The sequence below is a fragment of the Anaeromyxobacter sp. SG64 genome (genome assembly GCF_022690745.1).
Taxonomy (GTDB): domain Bacteria; phylum Myxococcota; class Myxococcia; order Myxococcales; family Anaeromyxobacteraceae; genus Anaeromyxobacter; species Anaeromyxobacter soli.
Window position 1 is genome coordinate 1 of sequence record NZ_JALCZB010000028.1, and the last position, 18,439, is coordinate 18,439.

Consider the following 18,439-nt stretch of genomic DNA (forward strand, 5'->3'; position numbering starts at 1 on the left):
CGGGCCGCGGCGACGACGATCGCGACCACGGCTCGACGCCCGGCCGCGCCGCCTCTCCCGCGCAGGCGCCGTCCTCGCCCGGCAACAGTGGCGCCGCCCCGGGCCACGGCGGCACTCCGCCCGGCCAGGCCGCGCCCGCCCCCGCCCCGAGCGGCCGTCCGGACCGCGCCGGCCCCCGCGGCAACGGCAATGGCAACGGCCGCGGGCAGGGCGGGGACAAGAAGGGCGACGACGACGAGAAGGACGGCCGGGGCAACGGCCGGCGCTGAAAGCCGGCATAGCACCGGGTGAAGGTCGAGACGCCTGGAGGCCGCCCGTCCGCGGGCGGCCTCTTCGCTTCCCGACATGGCATTTTCGCCCCCCCGCCGTGACCGCTGCGGCGACTTGCCGGGCCCGAGCGGGGTGATAGCGTGCCGCGTCATGAGCCCCTTCCTCACGGCCGCGATGCTCGTCTTCGCGCTCGCGTTCTTCGCGTTCACGATGCTCCAGAGGATCGCGCCGCTCCTCGCGCTCCGGCGCGACGACCGGCTCTCGCGGACCGGCGAGCGGCTCGCGACGCTCCTCCGCTTCGGCCTCGGCCAGAAGCGGCTCGTCGATCCGGAGGAGCGCGGCCCGGGCCTCCTCCACGTCGTCATCTTCGCGGCGTTCCTCGTGCTCGCGCTGCGCACGATCACGATGTTCGGGATGGGCTTCTCGGAGGGGTTCCACCTGCCGCTCCTCGCGCCGGAGGCCCCGCTCGGCCGCGTGTACGGCCTCGTGAAGGACCTCGTCCTGCTCGCGGCGCTGGTGGGCGTGGCCGGGTTCCTCTGGCGGCGGCTCGTCACGAAGCCGGACCGGGTGACGCTCTCGACCGAGGGCGTCGTGATCCTGCTCTTCATCGCCGGCCTCATGGTGACGGACCTCGTGTTCGAGGGGTCGGAGCTCCTCTCGCGCGGAGCGCCCGGCTCCGCGTGGGGACCGGCCGGCGCGCTCGGCCGCGCGCTCCTCGCGCCGCTTTCGGCGGGCCAGGCGCACGCGCTCGGCGTCCTCGCCTTCTGGCTGCACCTCGCCCTCATCCTCGTGTTCCTGAACGTCCTCCCGTTCGGGAAGCACTTCCACATCATCACCGGCCTCCCGAACGTCTTCTTCGCGCGGCTCCCCCCCGCCGTCGCGCTCCGCAAGCTCGACCTCGAGGCGGAGGACGCGAGCTTCGGGACCGCGACCGTGAAGGACCTGTCGTGGAAGGAGGCCTGGGACGTCTACAGCTGCACCGAGTGCGGGCGCTGCCAGACGCACTGCCCGACCTACGTCACCGGCAAGCCCCTCTCGCACAAGGAGGTGAACCGGTCGATCCGGCACCACCTCGCGGAGGTGGCCCCCGCGCTCACCGCCGCGGCCCGGGCAAAGGACCCTGCCGCGCGCGACGCCGCGCTCGCCGGGCTCCCGCCCATCACCTCGGTCATCCCGCCGGAGACGTTCTGGGCCTGCACCACCTGCGGCTGGTGCGAGACGGCCTGCCCGGTCCTCATCGAGAACATCCCGCGCCTCGTGGACATGCGCCGCCAGCAGGTGCTCGTCGAGTCGGCCTTCCCGGACGAGGCGGCCCGGGTGTTCAAGGGCATCGAGACGCAGGGGAACCCCTGGGGCATCGGCTCGAACAAGCGCACCGAGTGGTGCGAGGACCTCGACGTGCCGCGCGCCGCGGCCGGCGAGCCGTTCGAGTACCTGTTCTTCGTGGGCTGCGCCGGCGCGTTCGACGACCGCCAGAAGAAGGTCTCGCGCGCCATCGTGCGGATCCTCCGCGAGGCGAAGGTCTCGTTCGCCATCCTCGGCGAGGAGGAGACCTGCAACGGCGAGGCGGCCCGCCGCCTCGGCAACGAGTACCTGTTCCAGCTGCAGGCGCAGGCGAACGTGGACACGCTGAACGGCTACGGCGTGAAGAAGATCCTCGTCCAGTGCCCGCACTGCCTCAACACGATCAAGAACGAGCTGCCGCAGTTCGGCGGGCGCTACGAGGTCGTGCACCACGCCGAGCTCATCGCGAAGCTCGTGGCCGACGGGAGGCTCACGCCCGGCGCGGCCGAGGGGCTCGGGCCCGTCACCTTCCACGACCCGTGCTACCTCGCGCGCTGGAACGGCGTCACCGAGGCGCCGCGCGAGGCGCTCGGCGCCGTCGCGGGCGTTAAGCTCGTCGAGATGGAGCGCAACCGCCGGCAGGGCTTCTGCTGCGGCGCCGGCGGCGGCCGCTTCTGGCTCGAGGAGAAGCTCGGCACGCGGGTGAACCAGAACCGGGTGGAGGAGGCGGCCCGGACGCTCGGCGAGACCGGCGGCGTCATCGCCACCGGCTGCCCGTTCTGCCTCACCATGATGAAGGACGGCGTGAACGAGACCGGCCGCGAGGAGAAGCTGAAGGTCCTGGACGTCGCCGAGATCGTCGCGCTCGGGCTCCCGGCCGCGCGCGCGCCGCGCGAAGGGTAGGGGATTCGTGGAGCGGCTCCCCGCCCCGCCGCTCCCGCCGTTCCTCTCCCGGGCGCTCCCGTTCGAGCGCTCGGTGGTCGTCGCCGGCGGCCTCGCCCTGCACGTCATGGAGGCGGGTCCCGCCGGCGCGCCGGCGGTCGTGCTGCTCCACGGGAACCCGACCTGGAGCTTCCTCTGGCGCGAGGTGGCCCATGGGCTCCGCGACGCGCCGCTCCGCCTCGTCATGCCGGATCTCCCCGGCCTCGGCCTCTCCGAGAAGCCGCGCGACCCGCGCTTCCACACGCTCGAGAACCACGCCCGCGTGATGGGCGCCTTCCTCGACGCGGTCGTCCCCGGCCGCTTCGTCCTCGCCGTGCACGACTGGGGCGGCCCCATCGGCCTCGCCGCCCTCGCCGATCGGCCGGGCCGGCTCGCCGGGCTCGTCGTCACGAACACCGGCGTCGGACCCCCGCGCCCGGGCTCCCGCAAGACCGCCTTCCACCGCCTCGCGAACCTACCCGTCCTCCCCGCGCTCCTCTTCCGGCTCCTCGGCTTCCCGCAGAACGCGCTCCACCTCGCGCAGGCCGATCGCCGCTCGATCCGCGGAGACGTCGCGCGCGCCTACCGCTGGCCGCTGCGGCGGCTCCGCGATCGCACGGCGCCCCTCGCCCTCGCGCGGATGGTCCCGCTCCGCCCCGATCACCCCTCCGTCGCCGGCCTCGAGCGCGCGCTCGCCGTCGCGACCGCCTTCGACGGCCCGGCCGCGGTGGTGTGGGGCGAGCGCGATCCGGTGCTCGGCCGCGCCCTCCGCGGCGTCGCCTCGGCGCTGCCCCGGGCGCGCGTGACGCGCCTCTCCGCCGGCCACTACCCGCAGGAGGAGGCGCCGGGCCCCATCGCCGACGCCATCCGGGACGTGGCGCGGCGCGCGGGCTTCCTGCGCTGAGCGCGGACTCGTGGGCGGCCGTGCAGCCGGGCCTCGCGTCGCGGGAGCGTCGCGCGGAGCTCGCCGCCGGCTAGCGACCGCCCGCGCGCGGGAACGCCGCCGCCGCAGCGTCGAGCCGGCGCGTCACCTCGCGCTCGAACAGCTCGAGGTCGTTCCCGGAGCGCGGGTCCGCGCCCACGCAGGTGAGGATCTCGTCATAGGGCGACGGCGCGGCGCCCAGGGCCTCGTAGTCGATGCGGCGCGGCACCGGCTCCCCGTCCCTGCCCGGCCGGAACGCACCGAAGAGCCCCTCCGAGCCGGGGGCGAGCTCCTCCTTGAGGGCGAAGAGCCGCCGCAGCGCGGAGCGGAAGGGCGCGTGCTCGAGGTGGCGGAGCTCCACCCTCGCCCCGGTGCGCGCCGACACGCCCGCGAGCGCCGCGCGCAGGAACGGCACGTCCGTCACGACGAGCCCGTAGAGGTGGAAGTCGTCCGCGAGGGCGCGGTCGAGGAGCGCCGCCTCCTCCTCCGTGAGCCAGGCGTGGCTCGGGCAGAGGAACGCGTCGCAGGTGGTGACGTCGTAGACGCCGCAGTCGCGCAGGTCGGCGCCGCCGGTCGCGAGCGGGTGGGCGAGGCAGCCGACGCGCGTCTCCGCCGCGTCGAGGAAGCCGAGCAGCGGGCAGATCCGCACCGACGGGAACAGCGGCGCGGGCGAGTCGGCGGCGATGGCCGCCGCGGCGGCGCGGAACGCCGCGGGCGTCCGCGGCACGCGGGCGAGTGCGCGGCTGCGCCGGGAGAGCTCCGCGCGCAGGCCCTCGCGGGAGAGGTCGCGGCCGTTGTAGAGCCCGCAGCACGCGCCGCAGCTCGACCGCTCCGTCTGGCAGAGCCGCCGCACCGCGGCGTCACCCCTCCGAGCCGAGCGCGGCGCGGCAGCTCGAGCACAGGCCGGGGCCCTTGCGGTCCGAGTCGGCGGCGTCGCGGGAGACGAACATGGCGCAGCGGTAGTCCGCGCAGTGCGAGAGGCCGAGGAGGTGGCCGGTCGCGTGGACGGTCTCGACCTGCGCGCGCCGCCGGACCTCCGCGGGCGCCCCGTGCGAGAGCCGCGCGAGCGAGAAGATCGCCGCCCCCGCGTCGCGGTCGGCGTCGCCGATGACGTAGGGCGCGTCGGGGAGGAACAGATCGACGTCGGTGATCCCCACCACCGGGACCGGCCCGCTCCCGCCCGTGCGCAGCGAGGCGAGGCGGCGGAGGATCGAGGTGGCGTGGTACTGGCCGCGCGCCTCGTTGAACGCGTAGCGCGGTCGATCGAGCGAGGGGCCGTTCTTCGCGGCGACCCCGAGCACCTCGCGCAGCGCCTGGGCCGCCTCGGCGACGACCTTCGGGCTCACCTCGCCGAGCGGCACGAGGAGCACGTGGCTCGGGCGCGCCAGCGCCTTCAGCTCCGCGCGCGCGCTGCCCGGCCTCGGGCCGGAGTTGGCTGAGGCGGAAGGATTCGAACCTTCATACGCGGATCCAAAGTCCGCAGTCCTGCCGTTGGACGACGCCTCATCGTTGCGACGCACGGGCGGCCTGCTTTTCCTCGCTGCGCTTCCCCGGCGCGGGTTTCCTCTCGACGGCGCGGGCGGGAATCCTCCCGCGCGGCAGCGACCTACCAGCGTACCAGGGCACTCCCCCAGGTGAAACCCGCCCCGAACGCACAGAGCCCGACGAGGTCCCCGCGCGAGACCCCGCGCTCCTCGACGGCCTCGGCGAGCGCGATGGGGATGGAGCCCGCGGTGGTGTTCCCGTACTTCTGGATGTTGTTGAAGACCTGGGCGTCCTCGAGCTCGAGGCTGCGCTGCACCATCTGCGCGATGCGCAGGTTCGCCTGGTGCGGCACGAGCACCTTCAGGTCCTTCGGGGTCAGGCCGTGCTGGTCGAGGGCGCGCCGCACCACCTCCGGCATCTTGGAGATGGCGTGCTTGAAGACCTTCTGCCCCTCCATGTGCGGGTAGATCGCGCCCGACTCCATCTGCGCGACCTGCACGCGCGGGTGGTACTTGGAGCCCGGCGCGTCGGTCCAGAGATCCTTCGCGAAGCGGCCGTCGGCGTGGAGGTGCACCGAGAGCACGCCGCGGCCCGGGTCGTCGGTCGCCTCGAGGAGGGCCGCGCCGGCGCCGTCGCCGAAGATCACCGCCACGTCCCGGCCGCGGGTCGACACGTCGAGCCCGGTGGAGTGGATCTCCGAGCCGACGAGCAGGATGCGGCGGTACACGCCGGCGCGGATCCAGGCGTCGGCGACGGAGAGCCCGTACAGGAAGCCCGAGCACTGGTTGCGGATGTCGAGCGCGGGCACGCCGGGGATGCCCAGCTTCGCGTTGAGGAAGCAGCCGTCGCCCGGGAACATGTGGTCGGGCGAGAGGGAGGCGTAGATGATCGCCTCGATGTCGCCCGCCTTCCAGACGGCCTTGTCGAGCGCGCGCTTCGTGGCCTCGAAGGCGAGGTCGGAGTTCTCGGTCCCCTCGCGCACCCAGCGCCGCTCACGGATCCCCGTCCGCTCCTGGATCCACGCGTCGGTGGTCTCCATGTGGCGGGTGAGCTCCTCGTTCGTGACGACGCGGTCGGGGACGAAGGTGCCGAGGGCGGCGAAGGCGGCGCGAGGCATCGCTTGGGTCCTTGCGGTGAGCGCCCCGCGCGAAAGGGGAGGAGCCCTTCGCGCGCGGGCGGCTGCTGTCAGATGTCGAGGTTCTGCACGTCGAGGGCGTGCTTCTCGATGAACTCGCGGCGCGGCTCGACCGCGTCGCCCATGAGCACGCTGAAGACCTCGTCCGCCTCGACGGTGTCGTCGACGCGGACTTGCAGGAGCGTGCGGCGGGTGGGGTCCATCGTCGTCTCCCAGAGCTGCTCGGGGTTCATCTCGCCGAGCCCCTTGTAACGCTGGATGGTCTGGCCCGCCGTGGCGCTCTTCTTGAGCGCCTCCACCGCGGCGAAGACGTCGTCGACCTCCTCCTCGCCCTCGCCGGTCTGGAGCCGGTGCGGGCCGGGGCCGATCTCCGCCACCGCCGCGTAGAGGCCGGCGAGCTCGCCCCACTCCGGGCCGGAGAGGTAGTCGAAGTCGATGCGCGTCGTGCGGGTGGCGCCCGACATGGTGGTCTGGAACACCAGCGCGTCGCAGCCGTGCTCCTCGTCGCGCTCGATCTTGGCGAGGCGCACCTCGAGCTCGGGGTGGAGCTTCTGCGCCCGGTCGTAGATCTTCTGGACCTGCTCCTTCACCTTCTCGTGGTGCTTCAGGAGCTCGAGGTCGAGGTCTCCGAGCTGGACCGCCGCGTCGACGATGCGGCTGTCGCGGCGCCGATCGACGCGGGCGAGGAGCGCGCGGTAGGCGAGCGCCTCCTGCGCGAGGCGCTTCAGGTCGTGCCCCCCCACCACGGTCTCGCCGGAGACCAGCTTCGCCTTGTCCGTGCCGAGGTGGAGCAGGAACTCGTCGAGCGCCGGCTCGTCCTTGAGGTAGCTCTCCTTCTTGCCCTTCTGCACGCGGTAGAGCGGCGGCTGGGCGATGTAGAGGTAGCCCCTCTCGACGAGCTCCGGCATCTGCCGGAAGAAGAAGGTGAGGAGCAGCGTCCGGATGTGCGAGCCGTCGACGTCCGCGTCCGTCATGATCACGATCTTGTGGTAGCGGATCTTGCCGGCGTCGTACTCCTCGGGCCCGATGCCGGTCCCGAGCGCGGTGATCATCGTCGCGATCTCGGCGGACGAGAGCATCTTGTCGAAGCGCGCCTTCTCGACGTTCAGGATCTTGCCCCGCAGGGGGAGGATGGCCTGGATGCGCCGGTCGCGGCCCTGCTTCGCCGAGCCGCCTGCGGAGTCGCCCTCCACTAGGAAGAGCTCGGACTCACGCGGGTCCTTGGACTGGCAGTCGGCGAGCTTCCCCGGCAGCGAGGCGCCGTCGAGCGCGCCCTTGCGGCGCACCGTCTCGCGCGCCTTGCGCGCGGCGATGCGCGCCCGGGTCGCCTCCGCCACCTTGCCGCAGACGCGCTTCGCGACGTTGGGGTTCTCCTCCAGGAACGCGCCGAGCCGCTCGTTGAGCATGGTCTCGACCATGCTCTTCGCCTCGGTGTTCGAGAGCTTCGTCTTCGTCTGACCCTCGAAGCTCGCGCCGGGCAGCCGGATGGAGATCACCGCCGCGAGCCCCTCGCGCATGTCGTCGCCGGAGGGCAGCTCGTCCTTCAGGTCCTTGAACAGGTTGTTCTTCTGCCCGTACGCGTTGATGGTGCGGGTGAGGGCGGTCTTGAAGCCGATGAGGTGGGTGCCGCCCTCGTGGTTGTGGATGTTGTTCGCGAAGGCGAAGACCTTCTCGTCGTAGCCGTCGTTCCACTGCAGGGCGATCTCGACGACGGCGGCGCCGCGCTCGGTCTCCACCTCCTGGCGGAGCGAGATGGGGGGCTGGAAGAGCACGTCGCGGCTCTTGTTCAGGTAGGCCACGAACTCGCGGATGCCGTCCTTGAACAGGAACTCGTGCTTCTTGCCGCTCCGCTCGTCGTCGATGGTGATCTTGAGGCCGGCGTTCAGGAAGGCGAGCTCGCGCAGGCGGCCGGAGAGCGTCTCGAAGGAGAAGTCGAACACCTCGAAGATGGTCGAGTCCGGCTTGAAGGTGATCTTCGTGCCGCGCCGCTGCGTCTCGCCGACGGCCGTGACCTTGCCCGCAGGAGTGCCGCGCTCGTAGCGCTGCTGCCAGACCTTGCCGTCGCGGTAGACCTCGGCCTTGAGCCACTCGGAGAGCGCGTTCACGCAGGTGACGCCGACGCCGTGGAGGCCGCCCGACACCTTGTACGCGTTCGACTCGAACTTGCCGCCGGCGTGGAGCTTCGTGAGCACCACGTCGAGCGTGTCCATCCCCTTCACCGTGGGATGAGGGCCGATGGGGATGCCGGAGCCGTTGTCGACGATGGTGATCGAGCGGTCGGCGTGGATGGTGACGTTGATCTCGTTCGCCCGCCCCGCCATCGCCTCGTCGACCGAGTTGTCGACGACCTCGTACACGAGGTGGTGGAGCCCGCGCTCCCCCACGTCGCCGATGTACATGTGCGGGCGCTTGCGGACCGCCTCCAGGCCCTCGAGCACCTTGATCGCGTCGGTTCCGTACTCCTCCACGCCGTTCGTCGGCTGAAGGCTCTTCTCGGCGGTTTCCAGGGGGGTTCCTCCGTCGTTTCCCCGAAGGGTTCCCGCAGCTTAGGCGAGACAGTGGGGTATAGCAGGCAAGGCGGCTGCTGGCAACGTTCCCTTCGTCAACCCAACTTATCGGATCTACTCAGGAAACGAGCGGCGTGACCACCCCGCGCTCTACCCTATAGAAGGTCGTATCCGGGCCGGCCGCGGGCTCGAGCAGCCGCCGGTCGGTGGTGGTGAGGAACGCCTGCGCCGGCAGGGCAGCCAGGTAGGCGAGCAGGTAGCGGTTCTTGGCGGGATCGAGCTCGGACGACACGTCGTCGAGCAGGAGCAAAGGCGGCCGGCCGAGCGCCGCCCGAAGATTTTCGATCTCGGCGATCTTGAGGGCGAGCACGAGGGCGCGCTGCTGTCCCTGGCTCGCGTAGGCGCGGGCGCCGCGGCCGTCGAGCGCGAGGACGAGCTCGTCCATGTGCGGGCCGGCGGAGGTGAAGCCGCGCTCGCGATCGCGCTCGAGCCGCGCCCCGAGGGCCGCGTCGAGCGCTGCGGCGAGCTCCGCCTCGCTGCCCTCGCCGGAGAGGCCGGCCGAGGGCCGGTACGCGAAGCGCGCGTCCGGCGCGCCGGGGCCGGAGATCTCCCGGAAGGCGGCGCCCACCCGCGGCGCCAGCTCGTCGACGAGGGCCTGCCGGCGGCGCACGAGGCGCGCCCCGGCCCGCGCGAGCGGGGCGCGGAAGCTCGCCTCGACCTCGGCGACCCCGCCGCGCAGGGCGGCATTCCGGGCGCGCAGAGCCCGCACGTAGTCGCGCGCCTCGCCGAGCACAGCCGGCCAGCGGTTGAAGGCGGCCCGGTCGAGGAAGCGGCGGCGACCCTCCGGTCCGCCCTTCACGAGCAACAGGTCGTCGGGCGCGAAGCAGACGGCGGCGAGCCCCTCGAAGTAGTCGTCGAGCCGCTCCTGTGGCTTTCCGTCGAGGAGCGCCACCCGTCCCCCGGCGGCGACCTGCACCGCCACCCGCCGCACGCCGCCCGGGCCGTCGAAGTCGCCCGCGACCTCACCCCGCTCGGCGCCGTGGCGGACGAGCTCCACGAGGCGCGCCGCCCGCAGCGGCTTCAGCGTGGTGAGGAAGTAGATGGCCTCGAGGAGGTTCGTCTTCCCCTGGCCGTTCTCGCCGAGGAGCACCGTCGCGCGCGGCGAGGGCGCGAGCACGACCTCGGCGAGGTTGCGGAAGTCCTTTACGGCGAGGGAGAGGAGCTTCACCCGGGACGTCAGATCCGCATCGGCATCACCACCGCGGTGAAGCCCTGATCCTTCTCGTCGCCGCCGTGGAGCACGCCCGGGGAGAGGTCGTCCGCGAGCTCGAGCTGCACGTCGGCGCTCTTCACCACCGCGAGCACGTCCATGAGGTAGCGCGCGTTGAAGCCGATCTTGAGCGGCTCGCCCTCGTACTCGACCGGCACCTCCTCCTTGGCCTCGCCGAGGTCCGGGTTCTGCGAGAGCACCCGGAGCGTGCCCTTCCCGAGCTCGAGCTTCACCGCGTGGGCCTTGTCGGTGGAGAGGAGCGAGATGCGCCGCAGCGTCTCGAGGAGGCGGTCCCGCCCGACCCGGACCACCTTCTCGCCCTGCTTCGGGATGACCTGCCGGTAGTCCGGGAAGAGCCCCTCGATGAGCCGCATCGAGAGGATCACGCCCGGGCGGCGGAAGATGGCGCTGTTCTCGACGAAGCCGAGCTTCGTCTCGCCGCCCTCCGTGCCCCCCTCGACGGCCTCGGCGAGGAGCTTGCGCAGCTCCTGGAGCCCCTTCTTCGGCAGGATCACGCCGCGCTTCAGGCCGAACGTGCTGCTCGAGGGGCGCTCGGAGAGCGACAGGCGGTGCCCGTCCGTCGCGACCAGGCGGAGCACCTCGGGGCTCGGCTCGAAGTAGACGCCGTTCAGGTTGTAGCGGGTCTCGTCGTTCGAGACGGCGAAGAAGGTCCGCTCGATCATCTCGAGCAGCTCGTCCGGCTTCACGTCCGTGAAGGTGACCTTCTCGAAGCGGGGGAGTGCCGGGAAGTCCTCGGCGGGGAGGCCGACGATGCGGAACTCGGAGGGGCCGCTCCGCACCTCGAGGTAGTTGTTGTTCGCGCGCTTTAGGGTGACCTGCTGCTCGGGCAGGGCGCGAACGATCTCGTACAGGTGGCGGGCCGAGACGGCCAGGGCGCCTTCCTTCAGCACCTCGCAGCTCTCGCCGTGCTCGGACGAGACGGCGAGGTCGAGGTCGGTCGCCGAGACGACGAGCTGACCCTTCTTCGCCTCGAGGAGGACGTGGGAGAGGATCGGCATCGTGCTCTTCTTTTCCACGATGCCCTGGGAGCGCCCGAGCGCCTTCGAGAGCTCAGCGACTCCGATCTTCAGTTCCATGGGAAGATCCTCTTCTTGTGATCCTAGAAGTAACAGCAGGGGCCGAGTGGATGTGGATAAGGGCTCGGAACCCGCGAAACTCCTGGAGCTTTCGGCCTGGAAAACTCTCCGGATCCCTTTGGGTCGAGTTTGTGTAGCGCGGGCCGAGAAACGGTGTCAACAGCGGTCCACACCCCGTCCCCACGAGGATCGGTGCCGGATCCACAGATGATCCACAGCCTCGCGCCGAGCCCGGGAGGCGAGCCGAGCCGTCGCGGGCGCCCGGCGAGCGGACGCAAGGACGCGCGAGGCCGCCTGTAGCGGCCCGCGCGCGAACGGGAGCGGGGTCGAGGGCGTCGCGCGGCTCAGGGCGCGAGCTTCGCGGTGAGGACCTGCACGGCGGTGCGGACCGTCTCCTCGCTCTCCATGAGCGAGCGGATCCGCTCCACCGCGGCGATGACGGTGGTGTGGTCCTTCTTGTTGAAGCGCTCGGCGATGGACTGGAACTTCTCCTTGCCGAGCTCGCGGCAGAGGTACATCGCCACCTGGCGCGGCTGCGCGATCTTCTGCTCGCGCGAGGCGCTCGTGAGCTTCGCGACGGTGAGGCCGTAGTGCGCCGCCACCGCCTCCTGGATGCGCTCGATGGGCGGCTTGTAGCCCTCGGGCGGGATCACGTCGCCGAGCACGTCGCGCGCGAGCGGCACGGTGATGGGCTCGCTCTTCAAGGAGGCGAAGGCGGCGAGGCGCATGAGCGCGCCCTCGAGCTCGCGCACGTTCGAGCGGATGTGGCTGGCGAGGAGCTGGGTCACCTCGCCGGGCAGGTCGATCGACTCGACCTCCGCCTTCTTCTGGAGGATGGCGGCGCGCGTCTCGAACTCGGGCACCTCGATCTGGACGCGCATGCCCCACTCGAAGCGCGAGCAGAGCCGGGCGTCGAGCCCCTTCAGCTCCTTCGGGCTGCGATCGCTCGAGAGGACGATCTGCACGTGGTGATCGTGGAGCTCGTTGAAGGTGTGGAAGAACTCCTCCGCCGTCTTGTCCTTCCCGGCGAGGAACTGCACGTCGTCGACGAGCAGCGCGGCGCACTCGCGGTACTTGTGGCGGAACTCGTCCATCGTGCCCTTCGAGAGCGCGGCGACGAAGTCGTTCGTGTAGCGCTCCGAGGAGACGATGGCGACGCGCCCGCCCTGGTGCTTGTCGAGGATGGCGTGGGCGAGGGCGTGCAGGAGGTGGGTCTTGCCGAGCCCGGAGTCGCCGTGCAGGAAGAGCGGGTTCCAGGTGTGGCCGGGGTTCGCGGCCACGGCCTGGGCGGCGGCGAACGCGAAGCGGTTCGACTCGCCCACCACGAAGGTGTCGAAGGTGTAGCGCGGGTTCGGCCGCGAGTCGCGCGGGTCCGCCGCCTCCGCCGCGCGGGGCACCGGCGTGAGCGCCGGGCCGTCCGCGAGCGGCAGGGGCGTCGTCGCGAGGCGCGGCGCGGCGTCCACCACGAACGTGATCTGGACCGCCTGGCCGGCGAGGCCCGGCACGAACTCCTCGAAGAAGGAGCGGTAGTTGTCCTCGACGAAGTCCCGGTGGAAGCGGTCGGGCGCGGCGATCTGCAGCCGGCTCCCCTCGAGCGAGACGAGGTGGAGCGGCGCGAACCAGCGGTCGTACAGGTCAGGGCGCAGCCGGGAGCGCAGGAACGCGTCGAGGCGCGACCAGAGCTCGTCTGCCGGCGAGATCATCTTGGCGCTCGCGCGCGAGTCCATGCTGCTGTCCCCCGAGGTGCGCGCAACGGAACGAGGATCCCCCCTCCGACGCCCGGGCTTCCGGACGACGGCTCACTCGGCGCTCGTAGGGCGAGAGTGCAGGCGGCCTCGTGTTGCGTGGGGGCGGAAGTTAGCCAAGGTTCACCGAGAGGATCAAGGGCGTCGTGCGTGGTCGCGAAACGACGAGCTTTTCGCGTGACGGGGCGGTGACGGATCGCGCGAGGGTCCGGCGGAACGGGCCAAGTCTCTGGAAACCTTGACATCTCGCGACTGATCGGGGAGGTTGCCGCGCCATGAAGCGGACATATCAGCCGAAGAAGCAGCGCCGTAATCGCACGCACGGTTTCAGGAAGCGCATGAGCTCTCCGGGCGGGCAGAACGTGATCAAGAGCCGCCGCGCGAAGGGTCGCAAGCGCCTCACGCCGAGCACGCCGAAGAAGTAGCACTGCAGGTGAAGCTACCCAAGGCGGCGCGCCTGCGCCGCCGCCGCGAATTCCTCCTCGTCCAGCAGCGCGGTACGCGGCTCTACGCCGGAGACGTGCTCGTCCTGTCGCTCGACTCCGGCGGAGCCCGGCCGCGCATCGGGATCACGGTGTCGTCCAAGATCGCGAACGCGGTCGAGCGCAACCGGGTGAAGCGCTGGGTGCGGGAGGAGTTCCGCGCGATGCAGGGTGATCTGCCCGCGGTGGATTTCGTCGTGATCGCTCGCGCGGGCGCGCTCGCCGCGGGTAGGGACGGGATCCGCCTCGCGCTCGCGGCCGCGCGGACGCGGCTCGCCCCGAGGGGGAGCGCGTGATCCGGGGCGCCCTCGTGCTCCTCGTGCGCCTCTACCAGCGGCTCGTGTCGCCGCTGCTTCCGCCCGCCTGCCGCTTCTATCCGAGCTGCTCCGCCTACGCGGTGACGGCCCTCGAGCGCCACGGCGCGCTCAAGGGGTCGGCGCTCGCGGCGCGGCGGCTTCTCAAGTGCCATCCCTTCCATCCCGGCGGCATCGATCCGGTGCCGGAGTCCGAGAGGTAACCTTGGGTCCCGAGAACCGTCGTGTCCTCATCGCCACCGTCCTCTCCGTGGCGGTCCTCATCGTCTGGCAGTTCGTCTTCCCCTCGCCGAAGCCGAAGCCCGGCGCGCAGAAGCGTCCCGAGGCGGCCCAGACCGCGCCGGCGGCGCCCGCCCCTGCCCCGGTGGCGCCGGCGGCGCCTGCCGTCCCGGAGAACACCCCCGAGGAGCTCGTGAAGCTCGCGGGCGACGGCTTCGAGGCGGTGCTCACGAGCCACGGCGGCGCGCTCAAGGAGGTCGTGCTCGAGGGCGAGAAGTACCGCCGCGACCACGAGGGGAAGCCGGTGCAGATCGACCTCGTGCGGGTGGCGAAGGATCAGCCCTACCCGCTCGCGGTCGTGGCCTCGCCGGAGCTGGGCGGCGCGCAGGACGCGGCGAGCGATCCGTCGGCGCGCGCGCCGATGCGGGTGGTCGCGAAGGACGCGCGCTCGGTGACCTTCGAGGGCCGCGCCGGCAACGTCACCGTCCGGAAGACCTTCCGCCTCACCGGCAAGTTCCACGAGCTCGCCCTCGATCTCGAGGTCCAGGGCGCCGCCGCGCCGGGCGCGGGGATCGTCGTCCTCTACCCCGGCTACATGCCGCCCAAGACGAAGTCCGGCGGCTTCTTCTCCGGGCCGCCGGTCGAGTTCATCCGCCCGGTGTGCCGGGCGGCGGACACGACCGAGCGCTTCAAGGTCGACGGCGACCAGGCCATCGAGAAGGTGGAGGGCACGGCGGCCTGGGTCGGGCTCGACCAGGGCTACTTCGTCTCGGCGATCTTCCCCGCCGAGCCGGCCGGGAGCTGCGTCTTCGCGAAGGGCACGGAGAAGGGCAGCGCGCTCGCCGCGCTCCGCCTGCCGTTCGAGGGCGGCTCCCGCAAGTACGCGCTCACCGTGTACTCGGGCCCGAAGGACCTCGATCACCTGCGCGCCTACGGCCGCAACTTCGAGAGCGCCATCGACTACGGCACGATGGCCCGCCCGTTCGCGTTCTTCGCCCGCCTGCTCCTCTACGTGATGCGCTGGTTCGAGCGGCTGGTGGGGAACTGGGGCGTCGCGATCATCCTCCTCACGCTGCTCGTGAAGCTCCTGCTCTACCCGCTCACCGCGAAGTCGATGCAGTCGATGAACGAGATGCGGAAGCTGCAGCCGGAGATCGAGAAGCTCAAGGCCAAGCACGGCAACGACCGCGAGAAGCTGAACCTCGCGACGATGCAGCTCTACCAGCAGCACAAGGTGAACCCCCTCGGCGGCTGCCTGCCGATGCTCATCCAGCTGCCGATCTGGTTCGCCCTCTACGCGACGCTGCAGACCTCGGTCGAGCTCTACCGGGAGCCGTTCCTCTGGATCCACGACCTCACGATCAAGGACCCGTTCTTCGTCCTGCCGATCGCGATGGGCCTCTCGCAGTTCATCATGCAGCGCCTGTCGCCGCAGCCCGCCGACAACGCGCAGGCGAAGATGATGCTCTACTTCATGCCGGGCTTCTTCACGTTCCTCATGCTGAGCGTGCCGGCGGGCCTCACCCTCTACATCTTCGTGAACAACCTCCTGTCCATCGCGCAGCAGCAGTGGATGATGCGGCGCATGCCGGCCGTGCCGGCGCCCGCGAAGGCCAAGTAGTCCGGGGGGAGCCATGGACGAGACCAAGGGAACCCCGAGCCCGCCGCCGGCCGAGGCGCCGGAGAAGGTCGCCCGGGCGCGGGAGTTCTGCGCCGGGCTCCTCGAGCGGCTCGGCGCGGCCGTGGACGTCGAGGTGAAGGAGACGGCCGAGCAGATCGGCGTCGCCCTGAACCCGCGCGCCGGGAACGCCGTCGAGCTCTCCTCGGCGCTCGTCGAGGCGGTCCAGTACCTCGTGAACCGCGTGGTGAACCCGCGCTCCGAGGGGCGCAAGTGGGTGAACCTCGAGGTGGGTGGGTTCGCCCAGGAGGGCGATCCCGCGGTGAAGGCCATGGCGGAGCGGCTCGCCGCGGCCGCCATCCGCACCGGCAAGGTGCTCGCCGTGGCGCCCATCAGCGCCCGCGAGCGGCGCCAGATCCACCTCGCCCTCGTCGAGCACGAGGGCGTCACCACCCGCAGCGAAGGCGAGGGCATCTTCCGCCAGCTGCTCGTGATCCCGGGCGGGCGGGGCGAGCGGTAGTGGCGCGTCCCCGCACGAAGGCGGAGCGGCTCTTCTCGGCCGCGGTGGTGCGGCGCTCGTTCGAGCTCCAGGACCGCGAGTACGCCGCCGGGTTCCGCTTCGTGTACGAGGGCGTGCTGCGCGACCTCGAGCTCGACGACGCCGAGGTCGACGCCTACCTCGCGGAGCACCGGGGCGAGGTCGAGGCGGCCATCGGCCGGCGCGGCGCGAAGAAGAAGTAGCGACGCCATGGACGCCGCCTTCCACGAGGCGCTGCGGCGCGGCATCGAGGCCTTCGGGCTGCCGGTCTCCGCCGAGGCGCTCCCCCGCCTCGAGCGCTTCGCCGACCGGCTCCTCGCCTGGAACCGGAAGGTGAACCTCACCACCATCACCGATCCCGCCGAGGTCGCCGAGAAGCACCTCGTCGACAGCCTGCTCCTGCTCCCCCTCCTCGGCGGCGCGCGCACGCTCCTCGACGTGGGCGCCGGCGCGGGGCTGCCGGGCGTGCCGCTTGCCTGCGCGCGGCCGGAGCTCGAGGTCACCTGCTGCGACTCGGTGGCGAAGAAGGTCGCGTTCGTGAAGGCGGTCTCCGCGGAGCTCGACCTCGCGGTCCGCGCCTTCGCGGTCCGCGCCGACGGCGACCCCGAGCGGGAGAAGCTCCCGCGCGCCGAGGCGGTGGTCTCGCGCGCGCTCGCCGATCCCGAGCGCTGGGTGCCGCTCGGCGTCCGCTACCTCGCGCCGGGCGGGACGCTGTTCGCCATGCTCGGGCGCGACGCGGACGCGGCGGGGCTCGCCGCCGTCGGCGAGGCGGCCGGCCTCACGCTCGTGGACGTCTCGCGCTTCGAGCTGCCGCTCTCGCGCTCCGCGCGCGCCATCGCGCGCTGGCGCGCGCAGTAGCGGCGCCGGCAAAGACCCCGCGGGTCTCCTCCTCTTCGGCGGCGGCGCGGCGTGCCGCTCGGCCACCTCGCGCCGCTTCAGCCTCGGCGTCTCCTCCACGGCGGAGATCCCGGTGGTCGCAGGTGGCGCGCGCGGCGGGTCGCGCGCCGGGCCTGCGCGCAGGCGCGTGCGCCGCATCGGGCGGCGGGGTGCGCTCCCGCGTCGTCTCAGGGAAGCGAGCGGATGACCGTCCCGTACTCTTCCTCGGTGAAGAGGCGATGGGTCTCGGTGCGCACGTAGCCGCGCGAGCCGATGGCGAGGACCATGCGCGCGACCGCCGCGTCGTCCGGGGCCTCGAGGATGAACAGCGTGTCGTGGGCGCTGCCGAGGATCGCGTAGAACTCCCGCACCTCACCGCCCATGGCGCGGACCGTCTGCTTCGCCGCCTCGACGCGCGCCGGGCTGTCCTTGATCTGCTGGATGCCCTGCGCGGTGAAGCTGAACTGCATCAGATACGAGGCCATCGCTCCCTCCGCTCTTCGCGGGCCCGAGCCCGCGAGCCGAAGGGTCCCGCGCGTGAGAGGTTCCGGCGCGACGTCCGATGGGTCCCCCACGACGGGCGCTCCCTCCGCCGCGTCCGTGCGGACCCGCGATCAGCACGGCCGCAGGCGAGCAGCGCCGCGACGAGACACGCTCCGGCACGGAGCGGCGGGGTGAGGAGGAGCGCATGAGCGACCGCGCTACCCCTCGCTCCAGGCAGCGGCGAGCGGGAGAAGGGGCGCGTCGCCGCCTGGCCGGTGGCAGGGGGACGGACGAGAGTCGCGGTCTTGCGAGAGATTACGGATGGTAAAACATCACTATGGGTGATACGTCGCGACCCGCCGTCCGGGCTCCGCCTGGTCGCGACGGACGGGCACCGCTTCCCGCTCGCCGAGCGCGTCCCGACCAGGCTGGACCGCGAGCGTCCGCGCCCACGGCGAAGAAGATGGCGGGGTTCGTGGCGAGCTCGAACACGAAGCTGTTCGGCTTCGGCTTCACCACGAGGTAGACGGTCGCGCGCAGCCGGGCGCCGGTGGGGAGATTCCGGCGCGCTCGCTCTGCGGCCGCCTGGAGATCCGCCTGCTGCCATGCTGCGAAGCACCGCTGGAGCGCGGCCCGCCGGTCGAGCAGCGCATCGGACGTGACGAACGCGCGGAACTCGGCGTGAACGCTCGCTTCATCTCCGTCTCGCGCCGCTCGAGGCGGACGTAGGCGTCCGTCGCGTAGAGCCGCGCAAGGTCGGCGTCGGTCGGTGGCCGGCCCTCGGCGCGCCTGGCGAGGAGGTCGAGCACCCCGGACGCCTCGGTCGAGTCGACGCGGACGTCGACTCCGCTCGGGAGGAAGCGAGAGCGACGGCGTGAACAGTCGCGAGCATGGCTCTCCAGGAGTTCCGTTCACGAGCTGAACGCCGTCGGGCGTGAGTCACCACGGACCGCGATGTTTCACGTGGAACGCCGCCTCGCGGCGCCGCAGGCTCGCGCTCTCCTGACGGCTGGGTCCAAGCGGGTTCGCGCGCCGCCGCGCTTCGGCGGATCTCGGGCGGCGGCGCGGAAGCGCCCAGCGGCCGGCACTGACTCCTGGCGGGCGGTCGTTAGCAACGTCCAGAAGACGTGAACGATGCACCAAGGGTCGTCGTCGACACCGAGGCGCTCGGCGCGGTTCAGACGGGTGGCGGAAGCGCGAGGAGGTGATCCCGACGCCCGGGGCACCTCTGGTCGGCCCCCACTCACGCGCCGCGAACGTCCTGCTGTTCCAC

17 protein-coding genes, 1 tRNA gene and 1 pseudogene are annotated in these 18,439 nt (G+C 71.9%); 10 read left to right on the top strand and 9 right to left on the bottom strand.

What is annotated here, in order from left to right; all coding sequences use genetic code 11:
• The 3 genes and pseudogenes from MNZ29_RS10725 to MNZ29_RS10735 all read left to right on the top strand — a co-directional run.
• Positions 1 to 269, top strand: a pseudogene (locus tag MNZ29_RS10725) (hypothetical protein); the annotation flags it as partial.
• A 151-nt stretch (positions 270 to 420) separates the two neighbouring features.
• The gene (locus MNZ29_RS10730) at positions 421 to 2,457 is read left to right on the top strand and encodes a heterodisulfide reductase-related iron-sulfur binding cluster (RefSeq protein ID WP_242355142.1); all 2,037 of its coding nucleotides are present in this window, start codon (positions 421 to 423) and stop codon (positions 2,455 to 2,457) included.
• A 7-nt stretch (positions 2,458 to 2,464) separates the two neighbouring features.
• Positions 2,465 to 3,379 carry an alpha/beta fold hydrolase gene (locus tag MNZ29_RS10735; RefSeq protein ID WP_242355144.1) on the top strand — a complete coding sequence of 305 codons (915 nt, stop codon included), beginning with the start codon at positions 2,465 to 2,467 and terminating at the stop codon, positions 3,377 to 3,379.
• A gap of 70 nt (positions 3,380 to 3,449) precedes the next feature.
• On the opposite strand, the gene MNZ29_RS10740 is transcribed toward MNZ29_RS10735, so the two are convergent.
• The 8 genes from MNZ29_RS10740 to dnaA all read right to left on the bottom strand — a co-directional run bounded on the left by MNZ29_RS10740 (position 3,450) and on the right by dnaA (position 12,618).
• Positions 3,450 to 4,250 (bottom strand): hypothetical protein, encoded by an 801-nt coding sequence (locus MNZ29_RS10740; protein WP_242355146.1) that lies wholly within the window; start codon positions 4,248 to 4,250, stop codon positions 3,450 to 3,452.
• Positions 4,251 to 4,257: 7 nt separating this feature from the next.
• Positions 4,258 to 4,767, bottom strand: coding sequence for an archaemetzincin (locus MNZ29_RS10745; protein ID WP_242355148.1), 510 nt, complete (start codon positions 4,765 to 4,767; stop codon positions 4,258 to 4,260).
• A 62-nt stretch (positions 4,768 to 4,829) separates the two neighbouring features.
• Positions 4,830 to 4,903, bottom strand: a tRNA-Gln gene (locus MNZ29_RS10750).
• A gap of 100 nt (positions 4,904 to 5,003) precedes the next feature.
• Positions 5,004 to 5,999: a 3-oxoacyl-ACP synthase III family protein gene (locus MNZ29_RS10755; RefSeq protein ID WP_242355150.1), complete on the bottom strand. Its 996-nt coding sequence runs from the start codon at positions 5,997 to 5,999 to the stop codon at positions 5,004 to 5,006.
• A 68-nt stretch (positions 6,000 to 6,067) separates the two neighbouring features.
• Positions 6,068 to 8,455, bottom strand: coding sequence for a DNA topoisomerase (ATP-hydrolyzing) subunit B (gene gyrB, locus MNZ29_RS10760; protein ID WP_242334233.1), 2,388 nt, complete (start codon positions 8,453 to 8,455; stop codon positions 6,068 to 6,070).
• 187 nt (positions 8,456 to 8,642) lie between these two features.
• On the bottom strand, positions 8,643 to 9,752 hold the full coding sequence (recF, locus tag MNZ29_RS10765) for a DNA replication/repair protein RecF (RefSeq protein ID WP_242355152.1): 1,110 nt from the start codon (positions 9,750 to 9,752) through the stop codon (positions 8,643 to 8,645).
• A gap of 8 nt (positions 9,753 to 9,760) precedes the next feature.
• Positions 9,761 to 10,891 carry a DNA polymerase III subunit beta gene (gene dnaN / locus MNZ29_RS10770; protein WP_242355154.1) on the bottom strand — a complete coding sequence of 377 codons (1,131 nt, stop codon included), beginning with the start codon at positions 10,889 to 10,891 and terminating at the stop codon, positions 9,761 to 9,763.
• Between the two features lie 344 nt (positions 10,892 to 11,235).
• The gene (dnaA, locus tag MNZ29_RS10775) at positions 11,236 to 12,618 is read right to left on the bottom strand and encodes a chromosomal replication initiator protein DnaA (RefSeq protein ID WP_242355156.1); all 1,383 of its coding nucleotides are present in this window, start codon (positions 12,616 to 12,618) and stop codon (positions 11,236 to 11,238) included.
• A gap of 293 nt (positions 12,619 to 12,911) precedes the next feature.
• On the opposite strand from dnaA, the gene rpmH reads away from it, so the two are divergent.
• From rpmH to rsmG, 7 genes are read left to right on the top strand one after another with little or no spacing between them, the layout of a single operon-like run.
• Positions 12,912 to 13,061, top strand: coding sequence for a 50S ribosomal protein L34 (gene rpmH / locus MNZ29_RS10780; RefSeq protein ID WP_242334129.1), 150 nt, complete (start codon positions 12,912 to 12,914; stop codon positions 13,059 to 13,061).
• 8 nt (positions 13,062 to 13,069) lie between these two features.
• On the top strand, positions 13,070 to 13,414 hold the full coding sequence (rnpA, locus tag MNZ29_RS10785) for a ribonuclease P protein component (RefSeq protein ID WP_242334131.1): 345 nt from the start codon (positions 13,070 to 13,072) through the stop codon (positions 13,412 to 13,414).
• Positions 13,411 to 13,635, top strand: coding sequence for a membrane protein insertion efficiency factor YidD (yidD, locus tag MNZ29_RS10790; protein WP_242334134.1), 225 nt, complete (start codon positions 13,411 to 13,413; stop codon positions 13,633 to 13,635). Before rnpA ends, yidD begins: the two co-directional genes overlap by 4 nt.
• A 2-nt stretch (positions 13,636 to 13,637) precedes the next feature.
• Positions 13,638 to 15,272, top strand: coding sequence for a membrane protein insertase YidC (gene yidC / locus MNZ29_RS10795; RefSeq protein WP_242355157.1), 1,635 nt, complete (start codon positions 13,638 to 13,640; stop codon positions 15,270 to 15,272).
• Positions 15,273 to 15,285: 13 nt separating this feature from the next.
• Positions 15,286 to 15,789: a R3H domain-containing nucleic acid-binding protein gene (locus MNZ29_RS10800; RefSeq protein WP_242355158.1), complete on the top strand. Its 504-nt coding sequence runs from the start codon at positions 15,286 to 15,288 to the stop codon at positions 15,787 to 15,789.
• A complete protein-coding gene (locus MNZ29_RS10805; RefSeq protein ID WP_242334143.1) occupies positions 15,789 to 16,010 on the top strand; it encodes a hypothetical protein in 222 nt (73 codons plus the stop codon). Before MNZ29_RS10800 ends, MNZ29_RS10805 begins: the two co-directional genes overlap by 1 nt.
• A gap of 7 nt (positions 16,011 to 16,017) precedes the next feature.
• Positions 16,018 to 16,665: a 16S rRNA (guanine(527)-N(7))-methyltransferase RsmG gene (rsmG, locus tag MNZ29_RS10810; RefSeq protein ID WP_242334146.1), complete on the top strand. Its 648-nt coding sequence runs from the start codon at positions 16,018 to 16,020 to the stop codon at positions 16,663 to 16,665.
• Positions 16,666 to 16,871: 206 nt separating this feature from the next.
• On the opposite strand, the gene MNZ29_RS10815 is transcribed toward rsmG, so the two are convergent.
• Positions 16,872 to 17,168, bottom strand: a complete 297-nt coding sequence (locus MNZ29_RS10815) for a GYD domain-containing protein (protein ID WP_242355160.1) — start codon at positions 17,166 to 17,168, stop codon at positions 16,872 to 16,874.
• Between the last annotated feature and the right edge of the window lie 1,271 nt (positions 17,169 to 18,439).

What these genes read in the sequence shown, in the direction of transcription:
- MNZ29_RS10800 (WP_242355158.1), top strand. Translation starts at nt 15,286, where the DNA reads ATGGACGAGACCAAGGGAACCCCGAGCCCGCCGCCGGCCGAGGCGCCG.
- MNZ29_RS10815 (WP_242355160.1), bottom strand. Translation starts at nt 17,168, where the DNA reads ATGGCCTCGTATCTGATGCAGTTCAGCTTCACCGCGCAGGGCATCCAG.
- MNZ29_RS10755 (WP_242355150.1), bottom strand. Translation starts at nt 5,999, where the DNA reads ATGCCTCGCGCCGCCTTCGCCGCCCTCGGCACCTTCGTCCCCGACCGC.
- dnaA (WP_242355156.1), bottom strand. Translation starts at nt 12,618, where the DNA reads ATGGACTCGCGCGCGAGCGCCAAGATGATCTCGCCGGCAGACGAGCTC.
- MNZ29_RS10730 (WP_242355142.1), top strand. Translation starts at nt 421, where the DNA reads ATGAGCCCCTTCCTCACGGCCGCGATGCTCGTCTTCGCGCTCGCGTTC.
- rpmH (WP_242334129.1), top strand. Translation starts at nt 12,912, where the DNA reads ATGAAGCGGACATATCAGCCGAAGAAGCAGCGCCGTAATCGCACGCAC.
- rsmG (WP_242334146.1), top strand. Translation starts at nt 16,018, where the DNA reads ATGGACGCCGCCTTCCACGAGGCGCTGCGGCGCGGCATCGAGGCCTTC.
- dnaN (WP_242355154.1), bottom strand. Translation starts at nt 10,891, where the DNA reads ATGGAACTGAAGATCGGAGTCGCTGAGCTCTCGAAGGCGCTCGGGCGC.